The following is a 22,691-nucleotide window of genomic DNA, read 5'->3' as shown; positions in this document are numbered from 1 at the left end:
GCAGGGCGCGGCGGCGCCGGGGGCGGGCCGGGTGCGGGGCGCGGCCGGCGTCAGCTCGACAGCACGGCCTTGAGCGTGGTCCCGGCGGCGACGGCGGCCAGTGCCTCGCCGTGGTCGGCCAACGGGTAGGAGGTCACCAGGGCCGTCAGGTCGAACCGGGCGGTGAGCGCGGGCAGCAGCTTCACGTACTCCGTCAGGTGAGCCCCGGTGAACGCCCACGAGCCGACCACGTCGAGCTGGCGGTGGACGATCTGATGCGGGTTGAACAGGGTGTCCCCCGCGTCGGTGTACTGGCCGATCACCAGGTACGAGCCGCCGCGGCGGGCCATCGTGAGGCCCTGGGCCACCGCGGCGGGCACGCCCGCGCACTCGATGACCAGGTCGGCTCCGCGGCCGCCGGTCTCCGCGAGCACGGCCTCCTGAGCGGCCTCGACCCCGCCGGGACCGGTCACGTCGATGTGCACGTCGCCGATGCCCGCCTTGGCAGCCAGGTCGAGCCGGCCGCGCGGGCCGCCGACCACGATCACCTTCGACGAGCCGGCCAGGTGGGCGAGGGCCGCCGCGGCCAGCCCCACCGGACCGCTGCCCTGGACGACGACGGTCTCGCCGACCCGGACCGGCCGCCGCTCGTAGAGGGCGTGCACGACCGTGGGCCCGGCGCAGGCGAAGGACATGGCGGCGAGCGGGTCGATGCCCTCGTCCAGGCGGACGACGGTGGCGCCCTCGTGCAGGACGATGGCCTCGGCCCAGGCTCCGGCGAGCTCGGAGCCGTCGGCGATGGCCCGGTTGACGCCGTAGGTGCGGCGGTTCTCGCAGAGGGTGGGCTCGCGGTGCAGGCGGCAGGGCACGCAGGTGCCGCAGGCGATGGACGACGCCCACATCACCGTGTCGCCGACGCGCAGTTCGGCTCCGGCGGCGTCCCGGGCCGGGGTGCCGGGCCCGAACTCCTCGACCGTGCCCAGGCCTTCGTGTCCGAGTACGAGCGGCGTGGGGATGGGCAGGTGACCCTGGTGCAGGTGGAGGTCGGTACCGCAGACCCCGCCGTGACGGCAGGCGACGACCATGCCGCCGGCCGGCGCCGGGGGCACCTCGAACTCCCGCAGCCGCAGCGGCTCGCCGAAGTCCTCCAGGACCACCGCCCGGGCGCGCCTCATGCCGGCACCCCCTCAAGGGCGTCGAGGAAGGTGGTGTCCAGGGTGCGCAGCGGCTCGGTGTCGCGGCACACCACGTACTCCGGACGCGGCTCACCCGGCCAACTGGGCAGGTTGGACGTGTCGTTGTACGTCATGATCAGCAGGCGGCGGGGGAACGGTGACATGTTGGGCGCGGAGCCGTGCACGATCTCGGGAGAGAAGAGGACCACCGAGCCGGCCCGCCCCTTGGGGCTCTCCATGCCGCGCCGGCCCACCAGGGCGGCGAGCTGCTGTTCGTTGAGGGCGATGTCGTCCGGGTCGAGGTGCTGGGCGGACTTGGCGGTGGCGTTGCGGCCCTCGTTGACCAGCCCGTCGCGGTGCGAGCCGGGCAGGAAGATGACCGGGCCGTTGAACTCGTCCACGTCGTCGAGGAAGACGGCCACGTTGACCTGCCGGGGGGCGGGCAGGTTGTCGGCGATCCGCCAGGCGGCGAAGTCCTGGTGCCAGGACCACTTCTCGCCGCCGAACGGGGGCTTGGCGTTGATCTTGAACTGGTAGATGTAGACGTCGTCGCCGAGCAGTTGGTGCACCGGCTCCAGCAGGCGCGGGTCGCGGACGAGGGCGGCGTACTCGGCCTGGCGGTGGTGGCTGGCGTAGACGGCGCGCACCTCGTCCCGGCCCTCCTCGGCCACCCGCTGCGGACCGGGTACCTGGCAGTCGCGCACGAAGGACTCGCGCAGCGACTCGATCTCCTGGGCGCCGAGGGCGGAGTCGAGCAGCAGGAACCCGTCCTCGTGATAACGGTCGATCTGCTCTTGGGTCAGACGCATCGGGCTTCTCTCCAGACGTTTCGGAATGCGGCAGATGAAAGGAAGGGAGTGGCAGGGCCCCGGCTCCGTGGGCCGGGGCGCCTGTCACATGAAGTTCCCACCGTCGACGATCAATTGCTGGCCGGTGACGTAGCTGCTCTTGGCGGTCACCAGGAATTCCAGGGCATCGGCGATGTCCTGCGCCGTGCCGATTCGCTGGGAGGGAATGGTGCGCAGGATCTCCGCGCGCCGATCGGGGTCGGACAAGCCGTACCGTTCGGTTACTTCGGGGGTGTCCGTGAATCCCGGAATGAGGGCGTTGACACGGACCTTCGGGGCGAATTCGAGGGCCAGGCAGCGGGTGAGCTGGAGCAGGCCCGCCTTGGCCGCGCAGTAGTTCGCGCCGTTCTTGCGGGGGCGGATGGCCGTGGTGGCCCCGACGTTGACGATGCAGCCGCGGCCGGCGGCCAGCATCGCGGGCGCCAGGGCCCGGGTGAGCCGGTAGGGGCCGGTCAGGTTGACCGCGAGGACCTGCTCCCAGTCCTCCTCGGTCAGGTCGAGGAAGGGCCGGTCCCGGTTGATCCCCGCGTTGTTGACGAGGACCTCGGGGGCGCCGCCCTCGGCGAGGATGCGGGCGCAGCCCTCGGTGACGGCGAGCGGGACGCCCACGTCGATCCGGACCGGCTCGATCAGGCCCCCGCCGCGTTCGGCCGCCTCCTCGGCGGCAGCCTTGTCCCCCTGGTAGAGGGCGTACACCCGGTGGCCGAGGGCCACGAGCCGCAGGCTGAGGGCCAGTCCGATGCCGCGGGTGCCGCCGCTCACGACCGCCGTGCGCTGTGCCATCGGTCAGGACCAGTACTGGAGGGTGCCGTCGGCGCCGACGCCCATGAAGAAGGAGAGGGCCACGCGGCGGCCGGGGCCCTCGTTGCCGCGCACCGCGTGGTAGTTGCGGGGATCGAACATGACCACGTCACCCGCCTCCGGGCGGACGGTCACGCTCGGCTCGTCGCGCGCCAGTTCCTCCGCGTAGCCGTAGCCGTCCCGGGCCCGCTCGTCGCCGGGCAGCCAGCGGCGGCGGAAGATCTGCGTCTGGCCGCCCGCCTCGGGCACCGACAGGTACCAGTTGAGGCCGATCTGGGCGATGACCGGCTCGTCGAGGGCGCCGGGCAGCTCCCGGGCGATCTCGTCCCAGTGCATCTTCATGCCGCCGGTGGTCTCGCGGATCATCCCGGCGTACATGGCGCGGCCGTCGCAGGAGGCGGGCTCCATCGGGCCGCCCCAGGCCGCCCGGACGCGCTCGGTGGCGGCCGCCAGCGGGTCGGTGCCGTTCAGCAGGCCGGACCGGTGGGCGGTGGAGCGCTCGGCGTCCTCCCAGTAGGCGGCGCCCAGGCCGTGGGCGTCGTAGTGGTCGTAGGCCGCCGGGCCGAGCTTGGGGATGCGCGGCACGACGATCTCCTCGTCGTACGAACCCATCGGCACCGAGTCCAGGGCCTCCAGGACCGCGGCGCACTCGGCAGGACTGCCGAAGTTCTTGACCTGGACGGCGCCGACCGTACCGGCGGCGAGCCGGACGAGGTGGTCCCGGGTCAGCTTTTCCGGCGAATCGACGGTTTCCACGTCGAACAGCACGTAAATGGGCGTCTGATTGCTGCTGACGTTCTCGCGTGACAGGGCAGTGGTGGTTCCCACGGTTTCTCCAGAAATCATTTCGAGGAGGTGAGGGAAGAAGCGGGTGAGGGTATTCGCCTCTCCCTCGGATCCGACGGTACGAGGGATGCGGCCGAAAGCTGCACCCCTACCGGCCCCTAAGCCATGAGGGGGTCCACGTGCGCGGCGATGGTCGCGAGGACCTCGCGCCGGCGCTCCACCAGGTAGAAGTGCCCGCCGGGGAAGATCCTCAGCGAGAAGTCGCCGGTGGTGTGATCGCGCCAGGCGGCGGCCTGTTCGGCGTTCACCCGGGGGTCGTCGTCGCCGATGAGGGCGACGACCGGACAGTCGACGAGGGCCCCGGCCGCGGGCCGGTACGTCTCGACGGCGGCGAAGTCGGCCCGGACGGTGGGCAGGACGAGGCGGCGGAGCTCGGGGTCCTCCAGCATCCTGACGTCGGTGCCGCCGAGCTTCTCGATCTCGGCGACCAACTCCCGGTCGCCCAGCCGGTGGACGCCGTCGTCGCGGCTGAGGGCGGGCGCCCGCCGGCCGGAGGCCAGGAACACGTCCGGGCCGCGGCCCACGCCCAGCCGGGCGAGCGCCCGGGCCGTCTCGAAGCCCACCACGGCACCCATGCTGTGCCCGAAGAAGGCCAGCGGCCGGTCCGGGTCGACGGTGGCGGCCAGTTCGGCCGCGACGGCCCCGGCCAGTTCGGCGACGCTCCGCGCACAGGGCTCGCGGTGGCGGTCCTGGCGGCCCGGGTACTGCACGGCGAGGACGTCGTAACGGGCCGAGAGCGCCTCGGAGTACGGGAAGAAGAACCCGGCCGAGCCGCCCGCGTGCGGGAAGCACACCAGCGTGGCTCCGGCCCGGACCGGACGGCCGTGGTAGCGGCGCAGCCACGGTCCGGGGTCGTGCCCGGCAAGGACGCGTCCGCCGGGCGGGCCGGGCGCGGTGGACGCGGTCATGAGGCGACGAGGTCGCCGCGCAGCAGGCCCGAGCCGGCGGGGGTCTCGGCCGGGTCGGAGCCGACGTGCACCGGCGCGTTGCGCTCGTCGACGAAGACCACGTGCGGGGTGACCTCGCGGGCTTCGGCGTCGGTGACGGTGGCGTACGCGATGATGATCACGAGGTCGCCGGGGCTGATGAGGCGGGCGGCGGCGCCGTTGATGCCGATGACGCCGGAGTCGCGCGGGCCCTCGATGACGTACGTGGACAGGCGGTTGCCGTTGTCGATGTCGACGATGTCGACCTTCTCGCCGGGCAGCAGGTCGGCGGCCTCCATCAGGTCGGCGCTGATGGTCACCGATCCGACGTAGTGCAGGTCGGCCTGGGTGACCTTGGCCCGGTGGATCTTGGACTTGAACATGGTCCGGTACACGGTGTCCCTACTTTCGACTGAGTGATCGGGGTGCGGTGGTCACCGGAGGTTCATGCGCCGGCGCAGGCTCAGCGGGCGCAGGTCGCTCCAGTCGGCGGCGATGCGGGCGAGGCAGTCCTCGCGGCTGCCGGTGAAGCCCACCGGGGCCCAGCCGGCCGGCGGCTCCTGGTCGGAGGGCCACACGGAGCGCTGCTCCTCGTGGTTGACGACTACGGACCAGGCGGCGGACGGGGCGCTCATCGGGCGTCCGCCTGCGGCTTGGTGCCGGAGAACATGAAGAACACCAGCATCATCGAGGCGTCCGGGCGGGCCACGAACGCGTCCATGGCGTCGGCCACGACCGCGCAGGGGCGCTCGGCGGCCGGGTTGACGGCGACCATGGCGGCGGTGCGGGAGCGGATGTTGAGCTGCGGGGCGAGGACGTCCATGCCGACCTCCTCGCTGGAGATGGCCACGGCTTCGACCTTGATGTCGGTGAAGCCGGCGGCCTTCATGAACTGGCCCAGCTCACGGCCGAGGAGGCGGTTGCCGCCGCGGCTCTTCTGGAGCTGGATGCGCAGGTTGACGACCTCGTCCCACTCCGGCAGGTCGGGCTGCGGGTGCAGCAGGCCCCACAGGGCGTCGTCCACGTCCGTGACGACGACCTTGCCGCCGGGGCGAAGGGTGCGGTGGATCTCGGTGAGGGCCTCGACGGTGCCGGGGACGTGCTGGAGCACCAGGCGCGCGTGGGCCAGGTCGAAGCTGTCGGCGGGCAGGACCGGTTCGAGCACCGAGCCCTGGACGATGTTCAGCTGGTCCTCGCGGGCCGGTGTGAGGTGGCCCCGGGCGTGCTCGATCAGGTCCTCGTTGAGCTCCAGGCAGGTCAGCGTGCCGGCCGGGATCTCCTCCAGGAGGCGCTCGCTGATGTAGCCGGGGCCCGAGCCGATCTCCAGGACGTCGGCGTCCTCGGTGAGCCCGAACTCCCGCAGGATGCGGGCCTCCTTGGCCCAGGAGGCGGCCACCTGCTGGCGCAGCCGGTGGATCTCGTTCTCCGGCGCGTGGTGCTCGCCCGGCTTGTAGTAGGAGGAGGGGCGGGAGATGTCGGCGCCGGGGGTCTGGTCGATCTGCTCGGCGGTCGGCTCGGTCACGGTCTGGGTCACGGTCTGGGTCACGGTCTGGGTGGTCATGGCGCTTCGGTGTCTCCGTCGGTAGGTGTCGGTCGTGGAAAACGGTGGGGCCGTCGTGCGGGGGCCGGCCGTGGAGATGGCCGGGCGGCTCAGTGCGGCGCCGGGAGGTAGCCGGCGCGCACGAAGTAGCCGAGGTAGGTGCGGAAGAGGTCCGCGTCGAGGTCGGGGCAGGCGACGCCGGTTCCGGCGAGGTGGGCCCGGGTGTCGGCGTCGTCGAAGCGCACGGCGGCGAACTCCCCGCCGCCGCCCGCCGGGTCGAAGAGGCTCAGCAGCGGGTAGGCCGCGTTCGCCGGGTCGGCCTTGATGCACTCCACCCAGTCGGGCAGGCTCTTCTCGGCCAGCGGGTACCCGAAGTCCCTTACGTGGCCGAGGACTTGGGCCAGCGGCACGGGGCGGGTGTTGACCTGGTGGTGGATGCCGCCGAGTGCCTCCGGGCGGGCGGCCACGGCCACGATCGCGCGGGCCACGTAGTCCACGGGCACCAGGTCGGCCTCGGCGGTGATGCCCTCGGGCACCGCGCCGGCCTGGACGCAGCCCTTGATGACCCGCCACAGGAAGTCGTCGCTCTGGCAGGCCCCGGTGACGGTGTGCCCGGCGATCCGCGCGGGGCGGTGCACGGTGACCGGGACGCCCGCGGCGCGGGCCCGCTCGATCACCTGCTCGGCCACCCACTTGCTCTGGGTGTAGCCCTGGCGCAGCAGCTCGGGCGGTCCGGTCGGGGAGGTCTCGCCCAGCGCGCCGCCGTCGGCGGGCGCCCCGGCGAAGACGCCGACCGTGGACACGTGGTGCACCGCGGCCCGGCCCGACGCGGTGGCCAGCCGGAGCACCTCGCGGGTGCCGTCGACGGTGGCCGCCCGCAGTTCCTCGTACGGCAGGACCAGGTTGACCGCCGCGCCGCAGTGGTAGACGGCGTCGATCCGGGCCGCCAGCTCCTGGTACGCGGCCGGGTCGAGGCCGAGCTTCGGGGCGGCCAGGTCGCCGGGGACGGCGCGCAGCCGGTCGGCGCGCTCGGGGTTCCACAGGCCGTAGCCGGTCAGCACCTCCTTCAGGCGCCGCTGGGCGGCTTCCTCGTCGGCGGCGCGCACCAGGCAGTGCACCCTCGCCCCGGTGGCGGTGAGCAGGGCGTCCAGCAGGAAGGCGCCGAGGAAGCCGGTGGCGCCGGTGAGCAGGATGTCGCGCTCGCCGCCGGGCAGGGCCGGTGCCGGGTAGCCGGCGATGCCCTCGCCGAGCCCGGTGTCGGCGTGCATGGCCGCGACGGGGGCGACCGGTGCGCCGTGCGCCGTGCCCGCGGCGCCCGCGTCTTCGAGGACCGCGGCGATGCCGGCCACGGTGGGGTCCGAGAAGAGGACGCGCAGCGGCAGGTCGGTGCCGAACTCCTCACGGAGGCGGAAGACGAGACGGGTGGCGAGCAGCGAATAGCCGCCCAGGTCGAAGAAGTTGTCGTGGACGCCGACCCGGTCGAGGCCCAGGAGTTCGCGCCAGGCCGCGGCCACCCGCAGCTCGGCCGAGGTGCGGGGCGCGACGTAGGCGGCCGTCCCGACGGCGCGCACCGGCTCCGGCACGGGCAGCACCTTGCGGTCCACCTTGCCGTTGACGGTCAGCGGCAGGGCCGCGAGGACCACCACGGCGGTGGGGACCATGTAGGCGGGCAGCCGCTCGGCGAGGTGCTCGCGCAGCAGGGCTCCGGTGTCCTCGGCGCTCTCCCCGGACCGGGCGCCGGGCTCCAGCGTGGCGTAGCCGTACAGGTGCGTCTCGCCGTCGGCGCCGCGCTGCGGAACGACCACCGCGGCGTGCACGTCGGGGTGGTCGAGCAGGACGGCCTCCACCTCGCCGGTCTCGATGCGGTAGCCGCGGATCTTGACCTGGTGGTCGGCGCGGCCGACGTACTCGAACTCGCCGCGCGGGGTGAGCCGGGCGAGGTCCCCGCTCTTGTACAGGCGCTCCCCGGGCCGGTCGGTGAACGGGTGCGGGACGAACCGGTCGGCGGTCTTGACCGGATCGCGGAAGTAGCACCGGGCCAGGCCGGGGCCGCCGACGTACAGCTCGCCGGTCACGCCGATCGGCACCGGCTGGAGCAGGTCGTCCAGGGCGTACAGCTCCATGTCGGGCATGGGGCGGCCGATGGGGCTGCGGCGGCCCAGGCGGACGTCCTCGGCCGTCATCTCGCGGATGGTGACGTGGATGGTCTCGGTGATGCCGTACATGTTGACCAGGCGGGGGCCGCGGTCGCCGTGGCGGTCGAACCAGCTGGCGAGGGTGCCGGACTCCAGGGCCTCGCCACCGAAGATGATCACGCGCAGCGGCAGGGTGTCCGGGTCGTGCCGGGCGTCCACGGCCGCGAAGTGCACGAAGGCGGACGGGGTCTGGTTGAGGACGGTGATCCCTTCCTCCCGGACCAGGGCGTAGTACGCCTCGGGGTCGCGGGCGGTGTCCATGGGCACGACCACCAGGCGGCCGCCGTGCAGCCAGGCGCCCCACATCTCGACCACGGAAACGTCGAAGGCGTAGCTGTGCAGCATCGGCCAGGCGTCGTGCTCGTCGAAGGAGTAGGTGCTGGTGGCGGTCATGGCCGCGAACATCCGGGCCACGGTGGCGTGGGTGACCTGCACGCCCTTGGGGGTGCCGGTGGAGCCGGAGGTGTAGATGACGTACGCCGTGTTGTCCGGCGCCTGCGGGACCGGGTCCCGCAGCGGCACCGGGCGGGCCGGGTCCGGGAAGGGCTCCTCGGGCCGGTCGAGCACCAGGAGGTGGCCCTCGTACGGGGGCAGGGCGCCGCGCAGCGAGTCGTGGGTGACCAGGACGTGCGGGGTGGCGTCGCCGAGGATCCGGGCCAGCCGGGCGGCCGGGTAGAGCGGGTCCATGGGGACGTAGGCGCCGCCCGCCTTGAAGACGCCGAGGATCGCGACGGCGGTGTCGAGCCCGCGCTCCAGGAAGAGGCCGACCAGACTCTCGCGGCCGACGCCCGCGGCCCGCAGCCGCAGGGCCAACGCCTCGGCCCTGCGGTCGAGTTCGGCGTAGCTGAGGCTCTCGTCGCCGCAGCTGACGGCGACGGCCGCGGGCCGCTGCCGGGCGTGCCGGGCGAAGGTCTCGTGCAGGCACTCGGTGACCGGGAAGTCCTGGGCGCGGCGGCCCACTTCGAGCACCCTGCGCTGCTCGGTGGGGCTGAGCAGCGGCAGCCGGGCGAGCCGGGTGCCGGGGTCGGCCACGGCGCCGGCGAGGAGGACGAGGTACCGGTCGAGCATCCGTTCCGCGGAGGCGCCGTCGAACAGGTCGCTGTCGTACTCCAGGGTGGCGACCCAGCCGTCGGGGCGCTTGCCGACGATGAGCTGGAGGTCGAAGCGGGCGGTGCCGTTGTGCGTATCGACGGCCTCTGCGGTCAGGCCCGGCAGGTCGAGGCCCGTGGTGGTCGCGTTCTGGAGGATGAACAGGGTGCGGAACAACGGGGTGAGGTGGCTGCCGCGGTCGGGGCGCAGGTCCTCGATGATCTTCTCGAAGGGCAGGCCCTGGTGGGCGTACGCGCCGACCGCGACGGCGCGCACCCGCTTGACGAGGTCCCCGAAGGACGGGTCCCCGGAAAGGTCGAGGCGCAGCGGGAGGGTGTTGACGAACAGGCCGATGAGTTCCTCGGTGTCCACGTCCTCGCGGCCCGCGATGGGCGTGCCCACTATGACCTCGCTCTGCCCGGCGCAGCGCTGGAGCAGCGCGCCGTAGGCGGCGAGCAGCACCATGTACGGGGTGAAGCCGCGGCCGCGGGCCAGCGCGGAGACCGCGCCCATCAGGGGCTCGGGGATCTCGCGTCGGACCCGGGCGCCCCGGTGGCCGGGCTCCTCGGGGCGGGGGCGGTCGGTGGGCAGTTCGAGGGCGGGCAGGTCGCCCGCCAGCTTCTTCCGCCAGTACGCGAGGTCGCCGGCCATGTCCCCCTCGGCGAAGCGCCGGTGCTGCCGCTCGGTGAACTCGGCGTAGCGGTACGGCAGTTCGGCCCAGTCGACGTCCGCCGCGCCCTCGGCCAGGCGCTGGTAGGCGGCGTTGAACTCGCGGATCAGCACATCGAGCGACCAGCCGTCGCACACCAGGTGGTGCACGGTCAGGGCGAGGATGTGCTCCTGGTCGCCGAGCCGGGCCAGGGCGGCGCGCAGCAGCGGGGGCCGGTCGAGCGCGAAGGGCTCGGTGGCCTGCTGCCGCAGCCATCCGCCCACGGTCCCCTCCCCCGCCGCGCCGGGCCCGAAGTCCGTTACGGGAACGGTGAGTTGAGCCTGTTGCGGGGCGATGACCCGGTGGCCCGGGGCGCCCTGGTGGACGCCGAAGGCGGTGCGCAGGGTGTCGTGGCGGCGCACCACCGCGTTCAGGGCGCCGCGCACGGCGCCGATGTCCAGGGGGCCGGTCAGGCGGACGGCGAGCGGGATGTTCTGCAGCGCGGTGCCGGGCACGAGTTCTTCCATGAACCACATGCGCTGCTGGGCGAACGAGAGGGGTTCGCTGGTCGGGAGGGTCACTGCTCCACCGCCTCGGCAGGGTCGTCGGTCTGTACGCGTTCGGTCTGGGCGCATTCGGTCTGTGCGCGTTCGGTCTGGGCGCGTTCGGTCTGGGCGCGGAGGACGAGTTCGGCCATCCGCCGGACGGTCGGCTCGTCGAGGAAGTCCTCCAGGGGGAGGTCGACCGCGAAGAGCCGGTTGGCCCGGGAGACGAGCTGGGAGGCGTTCAGCGAGTCGCCGCCGAGCATGAACAGGTCGGCGTCGGGGCCGATGTCCTCGATGCCCAGCAGCTCGCGCCAGACCTCGGTGACCCGCGCCGCGGGCCCCGCGACGGGCGGGGTCCGCCCCGGCCCGGCCTCGTCCGCCCCCGGCCCGGCCGGCGTCCGGGGAGTGGCGGCCACCGGCTCCGGGCCGGCGGGCTCCGTCCGCGGCGCCGGCGCCTGCGGGGCCGGCTCGATCCAGTGCCTGCGGCGGTTCATGGGGTGGCCCGGCAGGTCCACCGGGTGACCGACGGCCTCGGGCAGCTCCACGGCCACCCCGCACGCCCAGGCCCGGCCCAGCGCCTCCAGCAGGAAGCGCCGGTCGGAACCGGCCTGCCGGGCGCCCCGTACGGTGTTCACGGTCCGCACCTCGGGGCCCGCCACCTGGGCGGCGAAGCGGCCCAGCGCCCGGCCGGGGCCGAGTTCGAGGAACACCGGGTCGGGCTCGGCGGCCAGCAGGGTGGCGACGCCGTCGGCGAACCGCACGGCGGCACGCGCCTGTCCGGCCCAGTAGCGGGGGTCGGTGGCCTGGTCGTCCGTGATCCAGGTGCCGGTGACGTTGGAGACGAAGGGGACGTCCGGGGTGCGCAGCGGCACCTGGGCGACCAGTCGCTCGAAGGGCGCCAGCATCGGGTCGAGCATCGCGGAGTGGAAGGCGTGCGAGGTCACCAGGCGCTTCGCGGCCACCCCGCGCTCCGCGAGCCCCGCCTCCGCCCGGGCCACGGCCGACTCCTCGCCGGAGAGCACGCACCGCTGCGGGGCGTTGAGGGCGGCGATCGACAGGCCGGGGCCCTCCAGGGCGCGGGCCTCCCGCTCGGTCAGTTCGACGGCGAGCATGGCGCCGCGGGGGCGCTCGGCCATCATCGCGCCGCGCGCCGCGACCAGGCGTACGGCGTCCTCCAGGGTGAAGACCCCGGCCAGGGTGGCCGCGGCCCACTCGCCCAGGCTGTGCCCGATCATCGCGGCGGGCCGCACACCGCGCGCGCTCCACCAGCGGCCGAGGGCGTACTCGACGGCGAAGAGGGCGGGCTGGGCCAGCCGGGTGTCGACCAGCGGGTCGACCGCGCCGGGCGCGGCGGACGCCGACAGGAGGGAGAGCAGGTCGATGCCGCTGTGCGGGGCGAGGAGTTCGGCGCAGACGGCGATGTGCCGGGCGAACTCCGGCTCGGTGCGCAGGAGTTCAGCGGTCATGCCCTGGTACTGGGTGCCCTGTCCCGGCAGGAGCAGGACGGCGGGCGCGGGTCCCTTGGCATGGGCCCGGGTGGCCCGGCGCAGTCGTCCGGCGGCCTCGGCCGGAGTGCTCGCGACGACCGCGGCGCGGTGCGGGAAGGTCCTGCGGCGGCGGGTCAGGGTGTGGGCCACGTCCGTCAGGGCGGGACCGGGAGTCGCCTCCAGGGCGCCGGCGAGGCGTTCGGTGGCCTCGGCCAGTGCGGCGGGGCTCTTCGCGGAGACCACCAGCAGCCGGTCCTCGCCGTCGGCGGCGTCGCCGGTCGCGGCGGGGGTCACCGTCGGCGGGGCCTGTTCCAGGACGACGTGCGCGTTGGTGCCGCCGACCCCGAGGGAGCTGACGCCCGCCCGGCGCGGCCCGTCGCCGACCGGCCAGGGGCGCAGCCGGTCGTTGACCGCGAAGGACGACTTGTCGCTGGTGCGGGGGTTGCGGTCGCGGTAGTGCAGGGTCGGGGGCAGCACGCCTTCGCGGACCGCGAGCACCGCCTTGATCAGGCCGATCACGCCCGAAGCGGCGTTGAGGTGGCCGATGTTGGTCTTGACCGAGCCGATGGCCACCGCGCCCGGGGTCACCCCGTCGGCACCGAACACCTCGTCCAGGGCGGCGAGTTCGATGGGATCGCCGATGGCGGTCCCGGTGCCGTGCGCCTCCACGTAGCCGATCGAGGCGGGGGGCACCTCGGCGGCGGAGTAGGCGTCGTGCAGGACCTGGATCTGCCCGTCGACGCTGGGCGCGGTGTAACCGGGCTTGCGGGCGCCGTCGTTGTTGACGGCGGAGCCGAGGATCACGGCGTGGATGCGGTCGCCATCGGCGATCGCGTCCGAGAGCCGCTTCAGCGCGACCACGCCCACGCCGCTGCCGAAGACCGTGCCGGCCGCCTCCGCGTCGAAGGCCCGGCAGTACCCGTCGGGCGACTGGATGCCGCCGGACTCGTACACGTACCCCCAGTCCTGCGGGAGTTTGACGCCGGCGCCGCCCGCGAGCGCCATGTCGCACTGGTAGTCGAGCAGGGCGCGGGCGGCCTCGGCGATCGCGACCAGCGAGGTGGAGCAGGCGCTCTGCACGGTCACGGCGGGGCCGGTCAGGCCGAGGCGGTGGGCCACCCGGCTGGTCACGTAGTCCTTGTCGTTGCCGTGCAGCAGCGCGGCCGGGTACTCGCCGAGCAGCTGCTCGCGCGACAGGCCGGGCAGCACGTTCAGGACGAGGTAGGAGTTGAAGGAGACGCCGCCCCATACGCCGATCCGGCCCGGGTAGCGCTCCGGGTCGCAGCCCGCGTCCTCCAGGGACGTCCAGCACTGCTCCAGGAAGAGCCGCTGCTGCGGGTCGGCGAGCGCCGCCTCGCGCGGGGTCATCCCGAAGAACTCCGCGTCGAACTCCTCGACGCCCTCGACGCGCGCCACGGCGGGCACGTAGCCCTCGGGCGCGTCGGGCGGAACCGGGAGCCGCTCGATGGACTCGACGCCCCCCACCAGGTTCTGCCAGAAGCGGGTCACGTCCGGCGCGCCGGGCACCCGGCACGCCAGCCCCACGACGGCGATCCTCTCGGGTTCGTCCCCGAGGTCCTCTGCTCCCACGAGCTCAGACATCCCCCTGTCCCCTTCTCATCCGGCGCCGCCGGTCGGCGACCCGTCTGGCGCGTTCGGCCGCTTCGTCCCGCGCGGCCCGGCTGCTCGATTGATGTGCGGCGCCGCTCCCCGTACCCGACACGCCGCCGGACAGCAGGCCGTCGAGGTGGGCGGCGAGGGCGGCCACGGTCGGGTGCCGCAGCAGTTCGACCACGGGTACGTCGGCCCCGAGTTCCTCGCGGATCCGCAGCTGGAGCGGTACGAGTTGCAGCGAGTGGCCGCCGCGGCCGAAGAAGGTGTCCTCGCGGCCGATGTCCTCGATGCCGAGAAGTTCCTGCCACAGGGCACGGATCCGCTCCTCCGTCCGGGTGGCGGGGAGTCGCGCGCCGGCCGGTGCCGGGTCGCGGCGCAGGGCGCGCAGCGCGGCGAGGTCCACCTTGCCGTTGGCGGTCAGCGGTACCGCCTCGACCACCTCCACGGTGCCCGGCACCATCGCGGCGGGCAGCCGCGTCAGCAGGTCGGCGCGCAGCGCCGGTCCGTCGGCGGAGCCGTCGGTGGTGGCCCAGGCGGCGAGGGCGAGTTCACCGGTGGCGTCGGTGACGGCGGCGGCCACGGCGGCGGTGACCGCCGGGTGCGCGCGCAGGGCGTGCTCGACGCCCGCGAGGTCGACGCGGTGGCCGCGCACCTTGACCTGGCGGTCGGCCCGGCCGGCGAACACCACGGTGCCGTCCGGCCGGTAGCGGCCGAGGTCGCCGGTGCGGTAGAGCCGCTCGCCGTACCGCGCCGCCGGGTCGGCGGTGAAGCGGCCCGCGTCGTCGGCGCCGAGGTAGCCCCGGGCCAAGTGGACGGTCCGTACGACGACTTCGCCCAGTTCCCCGGGGGCCGCGCCGCGCGATCCGCGCAGGACCAGCAGCTGGGTGCCGTCGATGCCGGTGCCCAGGGGCACCTGCTCGTCGGGGGCGCTCTCGCCCACCGGGTGCCAGGCCGGGGCCTGGGGGGTCTCGGTGGCGCCGTAGAAGTTGACGAGGCGCGCGCCCGGGGCGAGCCGGCGCATGACGGCCACCTCGCGGCCGGTCAGCACGTCGCCGCCGAAGAACACGTACCGCAGCGCGGGCAGGCAGCCGTCGCCGAGTCCGGCGAGGAACCGGGCCAGCGGCGGAGTGAGGTGCAGCACCGTGATCCGCTCGTCGGCCAGCCAGCGGCCGAACGCCTCGGGTGCAGCCAGGTCCCGCGCGGTGGGGACGTGCAGCCGGGCGCCCAGGGCCAGGGGGACGAACAGGTCGCGCAGCAGCGGGTCGTGACTGAGCCCGGAGCTGAGCGCGAACCGGTCGTCGGCGCTCACCTCGAAGGTGGCCGTGTACCAGTCGAGGAAGTGCGCGAGCGGTCCGTGCGTGCCCACGACGCCCTTGGGCTCACCGGTGGTTCCGGAGGTGAAGGCGATGTACGCGGTGTCGCCGGGGCCGGCCGGTGCTGAGGGGCTCCCCTCCCGGGCGTCCGTCGCGCCGGCCGGTGCGGGTGCGTCGCGGTCGGCCGCCGGTGCGGCGGCGCTGCCGCCCCTGTCGTCCATGGCGTCGGCGAGTGGCGGGACGACCCGGGCGGACCGGACCGTGACACCGGCCGGGAGCTCGGGCCGCTCGGCCCCGGTCTCCAGCCAGGCGGCGGGTTCCAGGGCGCGGGCGATCCGTTCCCGGCGCCCGGCCGGGTGGGCCCGGTCGAGCACCGAGAACGCGGCCCCGCGGCGCAGCGCGGCGAGGATCGCGACCACCAGGGCGGGGGTGCGCTCGGCGTGCACCGCGACCGTGTCGCCGGGGCCGATCCCGACCTCGGCGAGCCCCGACGTCAACTCCTGTACAGAGCAGTCCAGTTGACGGTACGTCCACTCGGCGCCGAGGTGGCGCAGGGCGATCGCATCGGGCCGCGCGGCGACGGTGGCGGCGAACCGCTCGTGCACGGCGGCGGTGCGCGGGCCGGGCGGCAGCGGTGCCGCCGGGTCCGGCAGGGCCGCCGGGCACGGCAGGGCCGGCTCCTCCAGGGGCGCCTCGGGCGTCTCGGCGGCGGCGAGCAGCAGTGCGGCGAACTGGTCGAGGAAGGCCTCCACCGTGCCGCCGTCGAACAGCCAGGAGTCGAAGACGAGGTCCAGGCCCAGGGATCCGTCGGCTCCGGGTTTGACGTACAGCGTCAGGTCGAAACGGGCGCTCAGGTCCTCGGCCTCGACCAGACGGGCGGTCAGGCCGGGCAGGTCGTGGCGCGAGTCGTCCAGGTTGAGCATGTTGAACAGCACCTGGAAGACCGGGGTGCGGGTGAGGTCACGGGCGAGCCCGAGCCGGTCGACCACCCGCTCGAAGGGCACGTCCTGGTGGGCGTCGGCGTCCAGTGCGCTGCCGCGCACCCGGCGCAGCGCCTCCCGGTAGGCGGGCCCGCCGGAGAGGTCGGTGCGTACCGCCACGGTGTTCACGTACAGGCCGACCCCGTGCTCCAGGTCCTGGCGGCCGCGGCCGGCGACCGGCATGCCCACCACGACGTCCCGCTCCCCCGACCACCGGCAGAGCACGCCCTTGAACGCGGTGAGCAGGGCCATCGACAGGGAGGCGTTCTCCTGGGCGGCCAGCGCCCGCAGCCGCTCGACGAGGTCGGCGGGCAGGGTCCGGCGAACCCGGGCGGCCGGGCGGTCCTGGAGGTCGCGGCGCGGCCGGTCGGTCGGGAGTTCCAGGGCGGGCGGTGCGCCGTCGAGGGTCTTCACCCAGTGGCCGAGCGCGTCCTCGGCGGCGGCGCCGCTCTGCCGCTCGCGCTGCCAGGCGGCGAAGTCGGCGTACTGGACCACCGGTTCGGCCAGGCCGGCGGGCTCACCTCCGGTGAACTCGGCGTACAGAGCCGTGAGTTCGCGGACCACCAGTCGCATCGACCAGCCGTCGGCGGCGATGTGGTGGACGGCCAGCCGCAGGATGTGCCGGTCCTCGGCCACCTTGACGAGCTGGGTGTGCAGGGGCGCGCGGGTGAGGTCGAAGGGGCGCCGGGTGAACCGCTCGGTGTGGTCGGCGAGCGCCGTCTCCCGGTCCGCCGGGGCCTGCGCGGTGAGGTCGATCAGCGGCAGCAGTGCGTCGGGCAGTTCCTCGACGACCACCTGGCGGGGCTCGCCCGCACGGGCCACGTACACGGTGCGCAGCGCCTCGTGGCGGCGTACGACCTCGGTGAGCGCGGTGCGCAGCGCGGTGACGTCGAGGCGGCCCTCCAGGTGGAGTTCGCCCGCGATCCGGTAGGCGAGGCCGCCGGGGTGGAGCTGTTCGACGAACCACAGGCGCTGCTGGGCGGAGGACAGCGCGAGCCCTTCCGGGCCGCGCGGCAGCGCCGGAATGGGTGCGATCGCGGACGGGGAGGCGCCCGGGACGGTTTCCTCGGCGGGGCCGTCGGCGGCGAGGGTGTCGATGCGGGCGGCCACGGCGCCGAGCGCGGGGGCGTCGAAGAGGTCCCGCAGCGGCAGTTCGACGCCGGTGCGCTCGTGCAGGCGGGCCGCCGCCCGGATGGCGAGCAGCGAGTGGCCGCCCAGTTCGAAGAAGTTGGAGTCCACGCCGAGCCGGTCGGTGCCGAGCAGTTCGGCCCAGACCTCGGCCACGGTCTTCTCGGTGGGCGTGGTGGGCGGCGCGGCGCGGTGCCCGCCGTCCTCGGGCAGTTCCTCGGGGGCGGGCAGCCGGTCGCGGTCGGCCTTCCCGTTGGGATTCAGCGGGAAGGCGTCCAGGACGAACAGGTGCGAGGGGATCATCGCGGAGGTGAGCCGCTCGGCCAGGTGCGCGCGCAGCGCGGCGACCGTGGGCGGCTGCTCGGCGGCGGGTTCCTTGAGCACGTAGCCCGCCAGGACGAGCCGGCCATCCCGGTCCGGGCGGGCCATGACCACGGCCTCGCGCACCCCCGGGTGCGACTCCAGGGCGTCCTGGACCTCGGCGGGCTCGATGCGCACGCCGCGGATCTTGACCTGGTGGTCGGCGCGGCCGAGGTAGTGCAGGGTGCCCCCGCGGTCGAAGCGGACCCGGTCCCCGGTGCGGTAGACGCGGGCGCCCGGTTCGGCGGAGAAGGGGTGCGGAACATAGCGGTCGGCCGTCAGGTCCGGGCGGTTCTGGTAGCCGCGGGTGACGCCGGTGCCGCCGAGGTACAGCTCGCCGACGACCCCCGCCGGGACGGGACGCAGCGCGGCGTCGAGCACGTACAGCTCGGTGCCGGGCAGGGCGCGGCCGATGGGCGGGACCGTGCCGTCGGGGCGCAGGATCGCCGTGGTGCAGAAGACGGTGATCTCGGTGGGCCCGTACGCGTTGCAGATCCGGCGGCCCGGGGACCAGGCGCGCACCAGGTCGGCGGAGATGGCCTCGCCGACGGAGGTGAGCTCGGTGACGGTGGGCAGTTCGGCGGGGTCCATGGTGGCGAGGACCGAGGGCGTGGCGCTCAGCGTGGTGACGCGCTCGCGGCGGATGGTGTCGACCAGCGGCGGCCCGGGACGCAGTTCCTCGCGGGGGGCGACCACGAGGGTGGCGCCGGTGGTCAGCGCCATCATCCATTCCCAGGTGCTGACGTCGAAGCTGATGGAGGCGTTCTGCAGGACGCGGCGGCCCTCGATCGCGGGCATCGACTCGCGGTGGGCGAGGTCGAAGTCGACCAGACCGGCGTGCTCGACCATCACGCCCTTGGGGCGGCCGGTGGACCCGGAGGTGTAGATGACGTACGCCAGGCGGCCGCCGTCGGGGGCGGGCAGCGCGGGCGCGTCCTTCGGGGCCCGGTGGACCTCGTCCAGGTGGAGGACGGGCACGTCCACGGCGGGCAGCCGGTCGACCACGGAACTGTGGGCGAGCAGCAGCGCGATGGAGGAGTCCTCCATCATGTACTCCAGCCGCTTGACCGGATAGGTGGGATCGAGCGGGATGTACGCGCCACCGGCCATCAGGACGGCGAGCATGCCCACCCACAGACGGGGGGTGCCGTCGCCGCTGAGGCCCACCTTCACCTCGGGCCCCACCCCGCGCGCCCGCAGGACGTACGCCAACTCGGTTGCCTGCGCGGCCAGTTCGCGGTAGGTGAGTCGTTCGTCGCCGCATTCCACGGCGGTCGCGCCGGGCGTACGGGCGGCCTGCGCGAGCACCAGCTCATGGGCGCCGCGCGCGGCCAGGGCGGCCGGGTCGCCGGGACGGCTCCATCCGGTCAGCACCTGGCGCAGGTCGGCCGGCGAAAGCATCGCGAGCTCGCCGTGCGGGGCGTCGGGGCGGGCCGCGCAGGCGGCCGCCAGGGCCTGGAAGTGGCGCCCGAGATCTTCGGCCGTCGCCCGGTCGAAGAGGTCGACGGCGTAGCGCAGGGAGCAGGTGACGCCGCCGCCCACCTCCTCGGCGAAGACGGTGAGGTGGTGTTCGCTGCCCTGCACCGGAACCGGACGGGGCGTCAGAAGCAGGTCGCCAATGGCCAGTTGGGCCCCCTCGGCGCCGGTGGCGAAGAGGGAGAGACCCTGTTCGGTGGTGTAGGAGGCGGACTCGTAGAAGAAGGCGACGTCGAAGAGCGATCCGCCCCCGCCGCCCGCGCTCTGCCGCGCGACCTGCTCGGCGACCAGCGGGTACGGATAGTCCTGGTGCTCCATCGCGTCGAGCGCGCTCTCGCGCACCTGTGCCAGCAGGCCGCGGAAGGTGTCCTCGGGCCGCACCCGGGTGCGCAGCACCATCAGGTTGGCGAAGTAGCCGACGACGTCCTCGAAGACGGCCGCGCCGCGCCCGGTGGAGACGGAGCCGAGCCAGATGTCGTCCTGGCCGGTGTAGCGGTGCAACAGCAGGTTGAAGGCGGTGAGTACGGCCGTGTAGAGCGTGCCGCCGCTCTCCCGGGCCAGCCGGCGCAGGCCCGCGGTGGTCCCGGCGTCGAGGGCGAAGGCGTGCACGGCGGTGCGGTGACTGGGCCGGGCCGGGGCGCGCCGGTCGGTGGGCAGTTCGAGGCGGGGCACCTCGCCGGACAGCGTCTCGCTCCAGTACGCGGCGCTCGCCCGGCCCTTGGGGCCGGCGACGAGGGCGCGCTGGCGGCGGGTGTATTCCAGGTAGTCGGCGGCGGGCGCGGCGAGGGCCGCCGGGCGGCCGGCGCGGGCGGCCGGATAGGCCTGCTGGAGGTCGCGCACCATCAGCGAGAACGCCCAGAGGTCGGCGGCGATGTGGTGGGTGCCCAGGAGCAGGACGGCCCGCCCGGGTCCGGTGTGCAGCACCTCGGCGCGCAGGAAGGCGCCCTCGCCCAGGTCGTAGGGGCGCTCGACGAAGGCGGTGACGGCCGCGTCCTGGGCCGCGCCGTCCCGGCCGGTGAGGTCGGTCTCCGTGAAGTCGACCCGGATGCCGGTGCGGACGCGCTGGACCAGCTCGCCGCCCGCCTGCACGACGGCCGTACGCAGCACCGGGTGGTGGTCGAGCAGGCTCTGCAGAGCAGTGCGCAGGGCGGCCGGGTCGAGCGGGCCGGCGACCTCGGCGGCGAAGCAGAGGTTGTAGGCGGGGCTGCCCGGGTGCATCTGGTCGAACAGCCACAGAGCGCGCTGGCCTTCGGAGACCGGGTGGTCGGTCGGGGCCGTGCCGGCGGCCGTGTCTGCGGCCGTGTCGGCGGCGCCCGTCGCACCGGCGGTCGGTGCGGCGGCGGTCGGTGCGGCGGCGGGACGGGCGGCGGCGCGGCGCAGCAGCTCCGCGCGGAGCAGGGCGCGGCGCGCGTCAAGGGCGGTCGGGACGTCGGCGCCCGCGGGGGGTGTGGCCTGGTGTGTCGTCATATCTCGCCCGCCGCGTCGTTGGCCAGTCGGCCGAGCAGCGAGTCCACCTCCTCCGGAGTCAGTGCGTCGAGGTCGGCGAGCAGCCGCTCGACGTCCGCGGGGTCGTCGAGGTCGGGCAGCGCCGGGGGGCGGGTGGCGTCCGCCTGGGGGCCGGGCGGGCCGGCGGGTGCGGGGAGGAGCGCGGCGAGTTCGGCCGCCAGCTCCTCGGCGACGTCGGTGGGGGTGGCACCGCGCAGGATGCGCACCAGGCCGATGTCGACGCCGCAGTCCTTCTCCAGCCGGCGGCGCAGTTCCAGCCCCATGACCGAGTCCATGCCGAGCCGGTTGAGCGGGCGGTCGGCCGGCACCCGGTCGAAGCCGGTGCGCAGGACGGCCGCGGTCGCGCGGCGCACCCGCTCGGTGAGCAGGGCGACCCGGGTGGCGGGTTCGGCGGCCAGCAGCGCGGGGAGGTCGAACGCCTCCTCGGCGGAGTCGGGGGCCGACCCGGACCGGGGCGCGGACTCGGGCGCGGTCGGGGCGGGCTCCTCCTCCGCGGCCCGCCACCACGAGCGGGCGACGCGCAGCAGGAGCGTGCCGTCCTCCGCCAGGACGTGGACGGCGGTCGCGTTCCCGTCCGTACCGTCGGGGTCGTCGCTCGCGGCCGGTGCGGGCGCCAGGTGCACCCAGCGGGCCGGGGCCGTGCCGGCGTACCGCTCGCATCCGTCCAGGGCCGTGGGCTCGTGCGCGTCCAGGGCGGCGGCGGCCACCCGCAGGGCGACGTCGAGCACCTCGCGCCGGGTCCCGGCGGCGCCCGGCCGCAGCCGGACGAGGACCTCGCCCCCGCCCTGCCAGGCCGCCTCAACCGCGGCGTCGGCGAGGGCGCGGGGCCGCGTGCAGCGGCCGGCCATCGTGTCGAGGGGGCCCGGCGCGGTGGGCGCGGCGGCCGGGTCGGGGGTCCCCGGCCACGCCGTGGCGAGCCGGGTCCAGGTCCCGCGCGGGGCGCGCCCGTACACGGCGACGGCAGCGGCGCCGGGGGCCACCGGGGCGGCGACCAGGGAAGCCTCGGCCGGCCGTGGGCCCGGGGCGGCTGTCTCCCAGCGGATGGCGGCGGGGCCCTCGGGCAGCGCGCCGAGTGCCGTGTCGGCGAGGGCGGCCGCGAACTGCGCGGCACGTCCGCGCAGGGCGGGCCGGGGCGAGGGGGCCACGGTGGCCGCCAAGAAGCGTACGGCGGGGGCCTGTTGGGACCGCGGGGTTCGGACGGCGCCGGCGGCGCGCAGCCGCCACACGGTCCGCAGCAGGTTCTCCTGCTCGCCCTCGCCGCGGCGCAGGGTGGGCAGGATCAGCGGCTCGATCCCGTGGGCCGCGCAGCAGTCGGCCAGCGACGGCGAGAGCGTGGGGTGGGGCCCGACCTCGACGAAGGTCCGGACGCCCAGGGCGAGCAGGGAGTCCACGGCCTGGAGGAAGCGCACCGGGCGGCGCAGGTTGTCGGCCCAGTGGGCGGCGTCGAGCCGCTCCCCCGCCACCACCTCACCGGTGACCGTGGACACCAGGGAGCCGGTGGTGGGACGCGGTGCGACACCGGCGGCCGCGGCCTCGAACTCGGCGCGCAGGGGCTCGAGGAAGCGGCTGTGGAAGGCGATCTCCCCCGGCAGGATCCGGCAGAACACCTCCTGCGTGCCCAGTTCGGCGACCACGGCGGCGATCGTCGCGGCCTCGCCCGCCACCAGGGTGGATCCGGGGGCGTTCCACGCGGCCACGTCGGCCAGGCCGCCGTGGCGGGCGATCCGGTCGGCCGCCTCGTCGGCGCCGATCCCGAGGAGGGCGGTGCGTCCGGTGCCCACGGCGCGGCGCATCAACGTGCCGCGCAGCCGGGCCAGTCGCAGCGCCGCCGGCAGGTCGAGCGCTCCGGCGGCGACGGCGGCAGCGATCTCGCCGAGGCTGTGCCCGGTGAACGCGTCGGCCCGCACGCCCCGTTCGGCGAGCAGCCGGGCGAGCGCGATCTGCAGGCTCACCAGCACCGGCTGGAGGACGGCCGGGTCCTCCAGCCGCGACTCGCCCCGGTCGGCGGACAGTTCGCCGATCGGCGACCACCCGGCGTCCGCGCGCAGGATGTCGTCCGCCTCCTGGAACACGGCCCGCACGGCCGGTTCCCGGAGCAGCAGCTCCCGGCCCATGCCCAGCCACTGGTTGCCCTGCCCGGAGAAGACGAGCGCGGTTCGGCCCGTCCCGCCGCCGGGTGCGGCGTCATCGGCCGCCACGGTCGTGTGGCCGGCCCACGTCGATGTCGTCACTGG

The 22,691-nt window shown here is 74.8% G+C and carries 12 protein-coding genes; all 12 read right to left on the bottom strand.

Annotated features, from left to right (window positions below; all coding sequences use genetic code 11):
* Positions 1–50 precede the first annotated feature (50 nt).
* Positions 51–1,154: a zinc-binding dehydrogenase gene (locus ACGF3I_RS11130; protein ID WP_393130448.1), complete on the bottom strand. Its 1,104-nt coding sequence runs from the start codon at positions 1,152–1,154 to the stop codon at positions 51–53.
* Positions 1,151–1,963, bottom strand: coding sequence for a phytanoyl-CoA dioxygenase family protein (locus tag ACGF3I_RS11125; protein WP_393130446.1), 813 nt, complete (start codon positions 1,961–1,963; stop codon positions 1,151–1,153). Before ACGF3I_RS11125 ends, ACGF3I_RS11130 begins: the two co-directional genes overlap by 4 nt.
* A gap of 84 nt (positions 1,964–2,047) precedes the next feature.
* Positions 2,048–2,785, bottom strand: a complete 738-nt coding sequence (locus tag ACGF3I_RS11120) for an SDR family NAD(P)-dependent oxidoreductase (protein WP_393130444.1) — start codon at positions 2,783–2,785, stop codon at positions 2,048–2,050.
* Between the two features lie 3 nt (positions 2,786–2,788).
* Positions 2,789–3,631, bottom strand: a complete 843-nt coding sequence (locus ACGF3I_RS11115) for a putative 2OG-Fe(II) oxygenase (protein ID WP_393130442.1) — start codon at positions 3,629–3,631, stop codon at positions 2,789–2,791.
* A gap of 116 nt (positions 3,632–3,747) precedes the next feature.
* Positions 3,748–4,557, bottom strand: a complete 810-nt coding sequence (locus ACGF3I_RS11110; protein WP_393130440.1) for a thioesterase II family protein — start codon at positions 4,555–4,557, stop codon at positions 3,748–3,750.
* Positions 4,554–4,970: an aspartate 1-decarboxylase gene (gene panD / locus ACGF3I_RS11105; RefSeq protein WP_393130438.1), complete on the bottom strand. Its 417-nt coding sequence runs from the start codon at positions 4,968–4,970 to the stop codon at positions 4,554–4,556. Before panD ends, ACGF3I_RS11110 begins: the two co-directional genes overlap by 4 nt.
* A gap of 39 nt (positions 4,971–5,009) precedes the next feature.
* On the bottom strand, positions 5,010–5,210 hold the full coding sequence (locus ACGF3I_RS11100; protein WP_393130437.1) for an MbtH family protein: 201 nt from the start codon (positions 5,208–5,210) through the stop codon (positions 5,010–5,012).
* A complete protein-coding gene (locus ACGF3I_RS11095; RefSeq protein WP_393130435.1) occupies positions 5,207–6,136 on the bottom strand; it encodes a methyltransferase domain-containing protein in 930 nt (309 codons plus the stop codon). The genes ACGF3I_RS11100 and ACGF3I_RS11095 overlap by 4 nt, the downstream gene beginning before the upstream one ends.
* 89 nt (positions 6,137–6,225) lie before the next feature.
* On the bottom strand, positions 6,226–10,629 hold the full coding sequence (locus tag ACGF3I_RS11090; RefSeq protein WP_393130433.1) for an amino acid adenylation domain-containing protein: 4,404 nt from the start codon (positions 10,627–10,629) through the stop codon (positions 6,226–6,228).
* On the bottom strand, positions 10,626–13,682 hold the full coding sequence (locus tag ACGF3I_RS11085; protein WP_393130431.1) for a type I polyketide synthase: 3,057 nt from the start codon (positions 13,680–13,682) through the stop codon (positions 10,626–10,628). The genes ACGF3I_RS11090 and ACGF3I_RS11085 overlap by 4 nt, the downstream gene beginning before the upstream one ends.
* Positions 13,675–20,418, bottom strand: coding sequence for an amino acid adenylation domain-containing protein (locus ACGF3I_RS11080; RefSeq protein WP_393130429.1), 6,744 nt, complete (start codon positions 20,416–20,418; stop codon positions 13,675–13,677). The genes ACGF3I_RS11085 and ACGF3I_RS11080 overlap by 8 nt, the downstream gene beginning before the upstream one ends.
* Positions 20,415–22,688, bottom strand: a complete 2,274-nt coding sequence (locus tag ACGF3I_RS11075; protein WP_393130427.1) for an acyltransferase domain-containing protein — start codon at positions 22,686–22,688, stop codon at positions 20,415–20,417. The genes ACGF3I_RS11080 and ACGF3I_RS11075 overlap by 4 nt, the downstream gene beginning before the upstream one ends.
* Between the last annotated feature and the right edge of the window lie 3 nt (positions 22,689–22,691).

Source organism: Streptomyces sp. NPDC048111 (assembly GCF_043202815.1).
Classification (GTDB): Bacteria; Actinomycetota; Actinomycetes; order Streptomycetales; family Streptomycetaceae; genus Streptomyces.
The sequence above is the reverse complement of the archived record's forward strand: the minus strand, read 5'-3'. Positions and strand labels throughout refer to the sequence as shown.